The 12,503-nt window shown below is 39.0% G+C and carries 7 protein-coding genes and 1 pseudogene; 6 read left to right on the forward strand and 2 right to left on the reverse strand.

The window, feature by feature from the left end; genetic code table 11:
- Together BZK14_RS12695 and BZK14_RS12700 are read left to right on the forward strand one after the other, a co-directional pair.
- Positions 1–2,598, forward strand: a pseudogene (locus tag BZK14_RS12695) (hypothetical protein); the annotation flags it as partial.
- 3 nt (positions 2,599–2,601) lie between these two features.
- Complete coding sequence (locus BZK14_RS12700) at positions 2,602–4,797, forward strand: autotransporter outer membrane beta-barrel domain-containing protein (protein WP_077926833.1); 2,196 nt, start codon at positions 2,602–2,604, stop codon at positions 4,795–4,797.
- Positions 4,798–4,874: 77 nt separating this feature from the next.
- On the opposite strand, the gene BZK14_RS12705 is transcribed toward BZK14_RS12700, so the two are convergent.
- Positions 4,875–5,339: an Lrp/AsnC family transcriptional regulator gene (locus tag BZK14_RS12705; RefSeq protein ID WP_077926834.1), complete on the reverse strand. Its 465-nt coding sequence runs from the start codon at positions 5,337–5,339 to the stop codon at positions 4,875–4,877.
- Between the two features lie 128 nt (positions 5,340–5,467).
- Here BZK14_RS12705 and BZK14_RS12710 point away from each other — a divergent pair, with 128 nt between their 5' ends.
- Complete coding sequence (locus BZK14_RS12710; protein ID WP_077926835.1) at positions 5,468–6,085, forward strand: LysE family translocator; 618 nt, start codon at positions 5,468–5,470, stop codon at positions 6,083–6,085.
- 54 nt (positions 6,086–6,139) lie between these two features.
- Here the strand turns inward: BZK14_RS12710 and BZK14_RS12715 are convergent, their stop codons facing one another.
- Entirely contained in the window at positions 6,140–6,925 is a 786-nt protein-coding gene (locus BZK14_RS12715; protein WP_077926836.1) for a class I SAM-dependent methyltransferase, read from the reverse strand.
- Between the two features lie 366 nt (positions 6,926–7,291).
- Between BZK14_RS12715 and BZK14_RS12720 the strand changes: the two genes are divergently transcribed.
- The 3 genes from BZK14_RS12720 to ade all read left to right on the forward strand — a co-directional run bounded on the left by BZK14_RS12720 (position 7,292) and on the right by ade (position 12,288).
- Positions 7,292–8,593, forward strand: coding sequence for an NCS2 family permease (locus BZK14_RS12720; RefSeq protein ID WP_077926837.1), 1,302 nt, complete (start codon positions 7,292–7,294; stop codon positions 8,591–8,593).
- A 91-nt stretch (positions 8,594–8,684) separates the two neighbouring features.
- Positions 8,685–10,490: an adenine deaminase C-terminal domain-containing protein gene (locus BZK14_RS12725; protein ID WP_077926838.1), complete on the forward strand. Its 1,806-nt coding sequence runs from the start codon at positions 8,685–8,687 to the stop codon at positions 10,488–10,490.
- 61 nt (positions 10,491–10,551) lie between these two features.
- Positions 10,552–12,288: an adenine deaminase gene (gene ade / locus BZK14_RS12730; RefSeq protein WP_077926839.1), complete on the forward strand. Its 1,737-nt coding sequence runs from the start codon at positions 10,552–10,554 to the stop codon at positions 12,286–12,288.
- Positions 12,289–12,503 lie beyond the last annotated feature (215 nt).

Genomic DNA, 12,503 nt, shown 5'->3' on the forward strand with positions numbered 1-12,503 from the left:
CAAAATGTGGATGGTGCAGGTTCTCTTGCTTCCAATACAACTGTTGAAAATGGTACGCAAACTATCACGGGTAAAGGTAAAGCTGAAAATACCATATTAAAATCAGGCTCACAGATTGTAAGTGGTGAAGGTTCTATTGCATCGAATACAACTGTTGATGGTGGTACTCAAACAGTTGAGAATAGTGGTAAAGCTATTGGCGGTACAGTTAATACATCAGGTACTCAGGATGTTAAAAACGGTGGTATTGCTGAGGGCGTCACAGTTGCAGGCGGTACGCAAAACGTTACAGAAGCAGGCCAAGCAAAAGATACTTTATTAACATCAGGCTCACAAAATGTGCTTGGTGACGGTTCTATTGCTGATAATACTACGATTAGTGGTGGTACTCAGAATGTGACGGATAAAGGTCAAGCAATCAATACTACATTGACAGCAGGTTCACAAAATATAAGTGGTGAGGGTTCTATTGCAACGAATACAACTATTAATGGTGGTGTACAAACGATTAAAGACGGTGGTACTGCAAATGGTGGCAATATTAATCAAGGCGGTATTCAACTTGTTGATCAAGATGGCCATGCAAATGGTGCAACTGTTAATAAAGATGGTGTGCAGAGTGTTATCAATGGAGGTACAGCAACAGGTACAACTGTAGAGGGTGAAGGGCTTCAAGAAATCTCAGGAGCAGGCTCTAAAGCTATCGATACTGTAGTTAAAAAAGATGGTATTCAGTCAGTTAAAGACTCTGGTCAATCCATCGATGCAATTATAGAAGCTGAAGGTGTACTTAGTATTGGTGCTGGAGGTATAGCAACAGGTACAAAAATTAATAGAGATGGTATTTTAGAACTAACAGATGGCGGGAAAACAGAAAAAGTTACAATTAAAGATGGTGCAACACAACGAGTAGGTTCAGGTGGTGAAGCAGTTGAAAGTGTGATCCTTGGTGGTAAGCAAGATGTTGTTTCAGGTGGTTTAGCGACAGATACTCAATTAAAAGGTGGTAATCAGAATGTTCGTGGTGATGGATCTATTGCTAAGAATACAACCGTTGAGGGTGGCACTCAGACTGTGACTGGCGGCGGTAAAGCTGAGGGTGGTACCGTCATTTCTGGTATTCAAGAGATTGGTGCTAATGGTGAAGCTGAAGGCGTGAAGATTGCTGGTGGTACACAAAATGTGACAGGTGGTCATGTTAAGGATACTGAGTTAGAGTCAGGCACACAAAATGTAATCGCTGGTAGTACAAATGGTGGCACGGTTAAAGGTGGTGACCAGAACATCTCGGGTAAAGGAAATGCAAATGATGTAACAATTGCAGGTGGCACACAAAATGTCACAGATGGTGGTACAGCAACTAATACTACAATAAACAGTGGCTCACAAAATGTGAGTGGTGAAGGTTCTGTTGCTAAGAACACAGTTGTTGATGGTGGTATACAAAATGTCACGGATGGTGGTACGGCGACTAATACTACATTAACTGATGGTTCACAAAATGTGAGTGGCAATGGATCTCTTGCATCGAATACATCTGTTACAGGTGGTACACAAACTATTTCAGGCAATGGTAAAGCTGAAGGTGGATCTGTTACAGGTGGTATTCAAGAGGTTAAAACAGATGGTATTGCTGATAACATCACAATTGCAGGTGGTACGCAAAATGTTACAGGAGGTGGTCAGGTTACCGACAATACATTAACTAGCGGCTCACAAAATGTGAGTGGCAAAGGATCTCTTGCATCGAATACATCTGTTACAGGTGGTACACAAACTATTTCAGGCAATGGTAAAGCTGAAGGTGGATCTGTTACAGGTGGTATTCAAGAGGTTAAAACAGATGGTATTGCTGATAACATCACAATTGCAGGTGGTACGCAAAATGTTACAGGAGGTGGTCAGGTTACCGACAATACATTAACTAGCGGCTCACAAAATGTGAGTGGCAAAGGATCTCTTGCATCGAATACATCTGTTACAGGTGGTACACAAACTATTTCAGGCAATGGTAAAGCTGAAGGTGGATCTGTTACAGGTGGTATTCAAGAGGTTAAAACAGATGGTATTGCTGATAACATCACAATTGCAGGTGGTACGCAAAATGTTACAGGAGGTGGTCAGGTTACCGACAATACATTAACTAGCGGCTCACAAAATGTGAGTGGCAAAGGATCTCTTGCATCGAATACATCTGTTACAGGTGGTACACAAACTATTTCAGGCAATGGTAAAGCTGAAGGTGGATCTGTTACAGGTGGTATTCAAGAGGTTAAAAAAGATGGTATTGCTGATCGAGTTTCAATTATAGGTGGTACACAAAATATCACAGATGGTGGTCAAGTTAATGACATACAATTGATATCAGGCACACAAAATGTGAGTGGTGAGAAATCTGAGTCTAACAGAACGATTATTAGTGGAGGCATTCAATCCGTATCGAATGGTGCTCAAGCTAATAGTAGTACTATTTCAGATACTGGTATTCAAGAAGTCAATAAAGATGGTATAGCTGATGGCTCGAAGATCATGGGTGGTACACAAAATGTGACAGAAGGTGGGCAAGCTAATAACACAATCTTGAATGTGGGCTCATAAAATGTGAGTGGCGCAAATGCAATCGCAGATAACACTACGATTAATGGTGGTATTCAAACTGTTGAAAATGGTGGGCAAGCTAATAAAGGCACAATTGGTCTTAATGGTGCACAAGTTATCAATGCTCGCGGTAGTGCAGAAAATATCATCATTTCAGGTGGTACTCAAACAGTGACATCAGGTGGTCAAGCTTCAGGTTCAACATTAGAATCAGGCGCACAAATCATCAGTGGAACAGATGCTCTTGCAGTTGATACTACCGTAAATAATGGTGTTCAAACTATTGAGAATAATGGTAAAGCCAACCGAGGTACAATTAACAGATCAGGTGAACAAGTTGTTATATCTGGTGGCTCTGCTGATAAATTCATTATTGAAGGTGGTACTCAGTATCTTAAAGATGGCGGTCAATCTAATGATTCTGTTGTTAATAAAGGTATTCAGAAAGTTTATGGTAATAATGCTGTGTCTAATCGTACAACTATTAATAATGATGGTACGTTACATGTATGGGGACAAGGTGCTGCAAATAGCTTGACTGTGAATGGTACTGGATCTGTTAAAGCTTGGGATCAAGGTAGTATTAATGGTTTAAGCATTAATGATCTAAGTGTTGTTTCTATTGAGTCTTCTGGTTTATTACAGGGTAACGTTAATATTAATAACATGGGGACTTTAAATATTAGTGAAAGCACAGTTGCTGCTGTGATTAAAGCTAATGATGAGGCTGTTATTAATATTGATACAAGCAATAGCTTACGTGTAGAAAGCCATGTGAATAGCATTGATTTGGCAAGTGAAACATCGATCTTGAATATACGCAATAGTATTTATGATAATGCTTCTGGAGAGAAAGCACTTGAGTCAGGTTCAGTATCTATTGGTAGTTTAACTGGTCGCGGTGAAGTGATCTTCATTAATCAACAGTTAAATACAACAGATGAATATCAATATGGCAGATTAAAAATTGATACATTATCTGGTGAAATTACATTCAATATGGGTATAGATCTTGCAAGCCAAATGGGTAACTATCTTAATATCAATCGAGCAAGTGGTAACCATATCATCATGGCAGAGGATTCAGGTCGAGAAATTAGTGTACCGAATTCAACGTCTGTTGATTTAGTAACTATTTTAAATAATCAAGATGCTAGATTTACTTTAGGTACAAACACTCAGGAAGTTGATGGTGGTATTTATACTTACCAATTAAGAAATCGTAATAATGCTGGTGAAGAAATTTGGTACTTATCAGCGAGCCGTAAGAATGATTCAGATGATCTTAAAACATCTCCTTCTGTAGATGCAGTATTATCCATTGCATCAGCGGGAACAATGATTATGCAAAATGATATGCAAAATCTGCGTTATCGCCGCGGAGATCTACAACAAGGTGCTGGTGATGGTTTCTGGGTCAGAAATATTGGTGCTTATGAGAAAGTAAATAAAGGCAATTTAGATTTCAAATTGAAACAATTAGGTGTTGAAATGGGTGCTGATAAGTTGTTCGAATTAGAAAAAGGACAACTTGTTGTCGGCGGTTTAATCAACTATGGTTCATCTGATGTGGATCACAGAAGAGGTGGATCAAGTAGTATTAAATCTTACGGCGTAGGTGCTTATGTAACATATTTTGATAACCGTAATTGGTACATTGATGGTGTGGTTAAATATAATCGCTTTGAAAATAAAGTTCATGCATTATCGACTAATAGTTATGTTATTAGAGGTAACTACAAAAATAATGGTCTAGGTGCATCTTTAGAAGCGGGTTATACATTTAGATTTGATCACGATATTTGGTTTGAGCCTTATGCGCACATTAGTTATGTTCAAACCTCTAGCAAAAATGTCTCATTAAATAATGGTATGACTGCAAATATTGGTAAACAGCGTTCATTCGTAACTGAGTTAGGTGGTAGTTTGGGTAAAACATTTATCATCTCTGATGATTTCATTGTAAGCCCTTATATTAAAGCTGCTTGGTCTCGTGAGAACATGGATAACAATAAAGTTCGTTTCAATAATGTGAAAACATTCAAAAATGATTTATCAGGTAATGTTGGTAAATATGGTGTAGGTGTGAGCACATTAATTGATAAGAAAGTTAGAGTTTTCTTAGAAACTAATTACCGCAGAGGAAGTAATGTTAAAACACCTGTTCAATGGAATTTAGGTTTGAAATATAATTTCTAATATTCTTTGATTAAAGGTAAAAGCCCGCACATTGTGTGGGCTTTTTTTTGGGGCATTTGAATAGGTATGAGTATGAGCTAAATCGGCAAGCTATAAGTCAATTTCACTGTATCCATTGGCACATCTGTTTTTACACTTTGTATTGCTTTAATGGTTGTGAGCTTATGGGCATGGAATTGTCGATAACTATCTAAATCCTTGGTCACAATGCGAAGCCAAGCATCACACTCACCGGCCATCAAGTGGCATTCGATAATTTCTGGCATATCTTGAATCGCTTCAATGAAGCTATCAATAGTTTTGGCATCTTGTGCTTTGAACCAAATGCGAGAGAAAAGTGTTAAGCCTGCATCCACTTTTGCACCATCGACAATGGCAATATAGCGCTTGATCACGCCTGCTTCTTGTAAGAGTTTCACTCTACGTAAACATGGCGACGGTGATAATCCTACAATTTGAGCAAGCTCAGAATTTTGGATGCTCGCATCCTTTTGTAGCACACGTAAAATATGTCGATCTATGTTATCTAGTTTTATTGGCATTTTATTCTATTGATATTAAAAATAATGAAATAAAATGCTAAATTAGCATTCATTATTGATAACAACAAGTAAAAATTCCAAGCATGAAGGACTACAATAGCCTCCGATTTTTGAGAGGATCGTTCATCATGTATTTAGATAATGTGTTGTTATTTGGTTTGGCAGTGTTTCCATTGGTTTGTACACCGGGGCCTGATGTTTTATTTATTGCATCACAAGGTTTAACTTCAGGCAAAAAAGCTGTGTTGAAAGCCAATGCTGGGATTTTGACAGGTTATTGTGTGCATGCGGTATTGAGTGCATTGGGTGTTGCGGCATTGGTCGCAGCTTCACCAGTCTTATTTAATGTGATTCGTTGGGTAGGGGTTGCTTATTTATTATATTTAGCAGTTTGTATGATCCGCTCTGCTATGAAAAAAGGATTATTAGAGATCCAAAAAGATGCTAAAAAACATCAGCATTTATATCGTAAGGGCTTCTTAACAAGTTTCTTAAACCCTAAAGGTTTATTGATATATTTGGCAATTTTACCGAATTTTATCGATAAATCGGGGAATTATGGATTACAAGCATTGATGTTAGCGAGCGTATTCATTGTTAGCTGTGCCATTGTTTATACAATCATCGGCGTGAGCTTAGCGAATTTAAGTAGCAAAAGTGCACCGAGTGATAAACGTCGCAGAATCGTAGAAGGTTTCTCCGGCAGTTTATTAATCATCGCGGCAGGTTTTATCGCAGGTAACTAAGTTATTGATACAAAATTTAAAGCCCAATAAAACTTCTTCATTGGGCTTTTTATTTTAATCTAATTTAATGGCATAAGTTGCTAAAAAGGTTGGGAGATAATCATCAATGAGGAATCTTTTTTGGGGCGCAAATTCTTCGATGAAATCTTTAATTAAAAATCCTGCTTTAGTTTGTCCGCCAATTAAATCTGTTAAAGAGTGACCAAATACTAAGGATTCACCTTTATCAATTTTCTGTTGCAGTAAATCTTTGGGTAAATCACGAATGTCGGAGAAAGGGATTTTGTAAGTTGGCTTTACTAATCCTTTTTGACGAAGTAGAGCATCGCGATCATCCACAAAGACAATAGGGTTATAAAAGCTCGCTAATAATCGCCCATTAGTTTTGAGCACTCTAAAACATTCTTGCCATACCGGATTCACATCTGGTACATATAAATTGGAAATCGGATGGAAAATGATGTCAAAACTACCATCCTCAAATTGGCTGAGGTTATTCATATTACCTTGCACAGTTGTGAGTGCTAGCTGATGCTGATCTGCAATATCTTGATCTTTTTTCAATTGCCCTTCAGAAATATCCAATACCGTTACAATTGCGCCAGCTGCTGCTAAAATTGGCGCTTGCTGCCCACCAGCAGAAGCTAAACACAAGGTTTTTTTACCTTGAATGTCACCCAACCAATTTTTATCAATCGGTGATGGCATTAAATGCACATCCCAAATGCCATTTTTAGCATTGATTATTAACTCATCCGAAACTGGTTGTGACCAAGGAGAATCTTGTGCCGCTTGTTGATCCCAATAGGATTGGTTTTGTTGAATATAATGTGTTGACATAGATTGATCCTTGTACAATTATTATTAAATATACTGCTTGGGCGGATAGATATATTAAACTGATTATAAAATTTATGCCTTTGACATTTAGCAAAATAGCTTTACAATGCGAAACTTATTTTCATGTTGAATACAGCTAGAGGACTTTAAATGTTTTATCGCATTTTAATACCCCCCAAGATACCGCGAGAGCGGGATCAGCACTGCTGTATCTCCTTCCTTTCTAACATTCGCTAGGCGACGCTAGATTAAATAGGTGAAGGAGGTGACTTAAAGACATACCCAAAACAATCGCAACAAATGTTTAAGTTACCTTCCCAAAACGCATCACTAGATGCAATCTCATCTATTATCTAGGAGCCACAAGTGTTAGCCTTTATAGAACGATATTTCGAACTAAAGCGCCACAATACAACGATTAAGCAGGAATTAATTGCTGCTTTCACAACCTTTATCACAATGGTTTATATCGCGTTTGTTAACCCAAAAATTTTGGGCGCAGCAGGTATGGACACACAAGCTGTGTTTGTGACAACTGTTTTAATCACAGCCATCGCATCTGTTTTAATGGGTGCAGTTGCAAAACTGCCCATTGCATTAGCACCAGGCATGGGGATTAATGCTTACTTTGCTTATGTTTTAGTTGGGGCGAACGGCCTCACATGGGAAACAGGGATGACATTGATCTTCCTCAGTGCAGTTTCTCTCTTCCTATTATCGTTATTCAAAATTCGTTATTGGATGGTTTCCAATATCCCTTATTCGTTAAGAATTGGGATCAGTGTTGGCTGTGGTTTATTAATCACATTGATTGGCTTACATAACGCGCACATCATCGTTGCTAATCCAGACACAATGGTCGCATTGGGTGATCCAAAAAGTATTTCATTCATTTTGGGTTCATTGGGTTTCTTAATCGTGATTGCATTGGCTCAGCGCAATATTTATGCCTCAGTTTTGATCTCGTTTGCAGTCATCACGGGAATTGCATTGATCATAGATCCTGATGTTTCTTATCATGGCTTAGTAAGTATGCCACCATCGATTGCGCCTGTAACAGGTCATTTAACTTTTAAAGAAGTGGCGAGTTTTTCCATGGTGGGCGTGATTGTTTCTGTTATGTTGATCAACTTATTTGAATCATCAGGCACCTTCATTGCAGTGACTTCAAAAGCAGGTTTGGCTGATAAAAATGGCCATTATCCTAATCAACAAAAATCATTATTGATCGACAGTAGCGCATCTGCTGTGGGCTCTTATATGGGGACATCAGCTGTGACTGCTTATATCGAGAGTGCATCGGGCGTTGCGGTGGGTGGACGTTCAGGATTGATGTCTGTTGGTGTTGGTTTGCTATTTCTAGCATTACTATTCTTCTCGCCATTAGAAAAAATGATTCCGTTATATGCAACAACGGGCGCGTTGCTTTACATCGGTGTTTTGATGATTTCAGAGCTCGCAAAAATTGATTGGGAGGATTTAACAGAAGCAACGCCATCATTTGTTGCAGCGGTTGCAATGCCATTTACCTTCACAATTACGGAAGGTATCGCGCTGGGCTTCATTACTTATGTGGTATTGAAAATTGCTGCAGGTAAGTTCAAAGACATCACATGGTGCACAGGCATCATGGCGCTTCTATTTTTATTACGCTACATCTTTTTGTAAAAGACTAAACATACTAATTCGCTCTACCAATCGGTAGAGCATATAAATTTAATTTTTAATTTCAGTTATTGAGTTTTATTAGGAGTTTATTATGAGAAAAGAAACTATTCGTGAAATGATTGATGCAGGTGCAGCTAAAATTCCAGCGGATCGTGTCATTAAAAACGGACTATTAGTGAACGTGACATCTAGCGAAATTTATCCTGCGGATGTTGCGATCTACAAAACACAGATCGTAGCGACGGGTAATGTAGATGCGTACATCGGTGAAAAAACAGAAATCATTGATGCAAAAGGTAAATATTTAGTACCAGGTTTGATCGATGGCCACTTGCATATCGAATGCAGTAAATTATCGATGACAAGCTTTGCAAAAGCAGTTGTTCCTCACGGTACAACAAGTATCGTTTCAGGCTTGGATCAATACGTTGTAACAACAGGTTTGGAAGGCATCAAAGAAGTTTTAGCTGAAATTGATGATCTTCCATTGCACGTATTCTGGGGCTTGCCATTCTTTACACCGTACACATTGCCTCAAAGTAACGTTGCATTTAACGTAACAGCAGAAGTTCATGAAGAAGTTCAAAAATGGCCTGAGGTTTTTGGCGTTTGGGAAACTGTTTCTGAATTCGTAGAAAACAAACATCCTGATGTAATACGTGCATTAGAATTAGCACGTGAAAATCGTTTGCCAGTATTTGGCTGTGCGCCAATGAATCGCGGCGAAAAATTGAACTCAGTATTATGTGCTGGCGTTCGTTTAGATCATGAAAGCTATAACCATGAAGAGATGATGGAAAAAGTGCGTAAAGGCATGTTCGTAATCATTCGTGAATCTTCAATTTCTCACTTCCTGGAGGAGAATATGAAGATCGTAACACATTTAAATCCTCGTGTTGCACGCCGTGTGAGCTTCTGTACGGATGACGTTGTAGCATCAGAAATCTTGGCAAATGGTCACATGGATAAATTGATCCGTATGGCGATTGCAAATGGTGTTGATCCTTTAACTGCAATCCAAATGGGTTCTATCAACTCAGCGGAAGCTTATCGTGTCGATCATTTAGTGGGTTCAATTTCTCCGGGTCGTTATGCGGATATCTTGATGGTTGAAGACTTAGTGAAGTTTGAAATCGATACAGTGATCGCAAAAGGTGAAACAGTGGTTGAGGCTGGCAAAATGAGCAAAACATTAACGCCACCAAAACGTAGCGAATTGTTGTTGAACACAATGAAAATGAAGCCAGTTCTCGAGCATGACATGAATGTGAAAACAGAATTGGAAGGTGATTCAGTTCACGCTTTATCATTGGCTGTAGATTTCGATGTACCATTTGTGCGTAAAGCTCGTAACGTAGAATTAAAAGTAGTGGATGGTGTTGTTCAGCCTGATTTAGAGCAAGATGTTCTATATGCAACAGTGATCGAACGCTTTGGTATTACTGATGTGAAACCTGCTGTTGGTTTTGTAACGGGTTGGAAACTGAAAGGTGGCGCAATGGCAAGTTCATGCGCACCTGATGATAACAACGTTGTTTGTATTGGTACAAATAGCAAAGATATGACTATTGCTGTGAATCATTTAGCTGCACAAGGTGGCGGACAAGTGATCGTGAAAGATGGTGAAATCTTAGGTTTCTTACCATTGCCAATCGCAGGGATTGTTTCTGATTTAGAGCCTGAAGCAATGGCGATTGAAGAAGAGAAATTATTCAACTTAGCACGTGAATTGGGTTGTGATTTACCTGATCCAATGTTCTATATGTGCTGTTTACAAATTACGGCGATTCCTGATTTTGCCATTACAGATTTGGGCGTGATAGATTTCGCAGCACAAGCAGTTGCAGAGCCTGTATTAAAATGTAGCTGTAGCCACGGCAGAATTGCAGGTAAATAGTTAAGGGATATTCAGTGATCTTACCTAAAGGTAAGATCATTGCAGAAGATAAGGAAGAGATATGTCAGAAAAAGCAAAATTAAATCATTTGATTGATATGGCATCAGGCAGAGTGCCAGTTGATCTATTGATCACTAACTGTAAAGTTGTGGATGTTTATAACCAAACATTGATCGAAGGCCCATTGGCAATTGGTGATGGCAAAGTGGTTGCAGTTGGTCATGTGTTGGAAGCGAAAGAAACGTTAGATGCAAAAGGTGGAATCGTTATGCCGGGCTTGATTGATGGTCACGTTCACATTGAATCATCATCATTAACGCCAGCGCAATTTGCACGTACGATTTTACCTTTTGGTACAACGACAATTATCGCTGATCCCCATGAAATTGGTAATGTTTGTGGTGTAAAAGGCATTCAATATATGTTGGATGCGAGCCGTAATTTGCCTTTGCATGTGAAAATTCAGTTGCCATCTTGTGTGCCTGCAACGCCATTTGAATCAGCAGGTGCAGTTTTAGAAGCTGAAGATTTAGAGCCACTGTTTGCAGATGAAGGCGTGTTAGGTTTAGGCGAAGTGATGGATTACCCAAGTGTGATCAATCATGATGAACCAATGATCAATAAATTATTGATGGCAAAACGCCACAATCGTGTGATTGATGGCCATAGCCCGGGCGTTAAAGGCTTGGCATTGAATGCTTATGTTGCATCAGGCGTGATGACAGATCACGAATGTAGCGATACAGAAGGCATGTTGGCACGCTTGCAAATGGGTCAATATATTTTGCTCCGTGAAGGCTCAACATGTAAGGATCTATTGAACTTGTTGCCAGCAGTTACGCCTGCAAACTCACGCCGTTGCGTATTCTGCACGGATGATCGTGAACCAGATGATATCTTAACCACAGGTCATATCAATAAGAGCTTACGTTTAGCTGTTGAATATGGCCTTGATCCCATGATCGCAATCACAATGGCAACATTGAATGGCGCAGAATGCTTCCGCTTGCATGATAAAGGTGCGATTGCACCGGGCAAAGATGCGGACTTGTTGATCGTTAAAGACCTGAAAAATTTCGAGCCAATGCATGTATTCTCAATGGGTGTAGAAGTTGCGCGCGATGGCAAAATGCTGATCGAATTGCCTGAATATCATTGTGAAGATGTATTGAACACAATCAATATTGCACCAATCAAAGTTGAAGATTTTGCATTGAACTTAACAAGTGATAAAGCGCGCGCGATTGGTGTGATTCCAAAAAGCGTTGTGACGAAGAACTTGGAAATTGACGTTGTGCGTGATGAAAATGGTCAATTCAATGCCAAAGCAAATGGTGCATTGAATAAAATGGCTGTGATCGAGCGCCATCATGCAACAGGCAATATGGGCATTGGTATTTTGGAAGGCTACGGCATTCAAAATGGTGCGATCGCAGTTTCTGTTGCGCACGATTCACATAACATCGTTGTGGTTGGTGATAATGATGCGGATATGTTGGCAGCAGTGAAAGACATTGAAGCAATCAAAGGCGGTTTCTCATTGGTACAAAATGGCGAAGTGTTAGCGCATTTACCATTGCCAATTGGTGGTTTGATGACGAATCAAACAGCAGAAGAAGTTGCAGAAATCATCGAGCATTTGATCATCACAGCGCGTGATAAATTCAACTTGTCACATGAGTTCCATCCATTGATGACATTGGTGTTTATGACATTGCCAGTAATCCCTGCATTGAAATTAACATCGAATGGCTTATTTGATGTAAAACAATTCAAATTGGTGGATGTTTCAGTTTAATTGCTGAATTAACCTAAATTAGAAAAGATAAACCGAGCTATGCTCGGTTTATTTTTCAAGATGTTTTACTCTGTTATTGTAGTAAAATTCATAAAATAGCCATTGAGAGTTTCTTTAATTTGATCAAGATTTTTTTCACTATTAGGGATGAAATATTTCAAATTAGCAACTGCTAATCGCTCTTGTACGATATTTACATGAAATCCAATAGCATT

The sequence above is a fragment of the Wohlfahrtiimonas larvae genome (assembly GCF_002006755.1).
Classification (GTDB): domain Bacteria; phylum Pseudomonadota; class Gammaproteobacteria; order Cardiobacteriales; family Wohlfahrtiimonadaceae; genus Wohlfahrtiimonas; species Wohlfahrtiimonas larvae.

Bases quoted from the DNA above. Each gene is read 5' to 3' on its own strand.
- BZK14_RS12705 (WP_077926834.1), bottom strand. From the start codon at position 5,339: ATGCCAATAAAACTAGATAACATAGATCGACATATTTTACGTGTGCTA.
- BZK14_RS12710 (WP_077926835.1), top strand. From the start codon at position 5,468: ATGTATTTAGATAATGTGTTGTTATTTGGTTTGGCAGTGTTTCCATTG.
- BZK14_RS12715 (WP_077926836.1), bottom strand. From the start codon at position 6,925: ATGTCAACACATTATATTCAACAAAACCAATCCTATTGGGATCAACAA.
- BZK14_RS12725 (WP_077926838.1), top strand. From the start codon at position 8,685: ATGAGAAAAGAAACTATTCGTGAAATGATTGATGCAGGTGCAGCTAAA.
- ade (WP_077926839.1), top strand. From the start codon at position 10,552: ATGTCAGAAAAAGCAAAATTAAATCATTTGATTGATATGGCATCAGGC.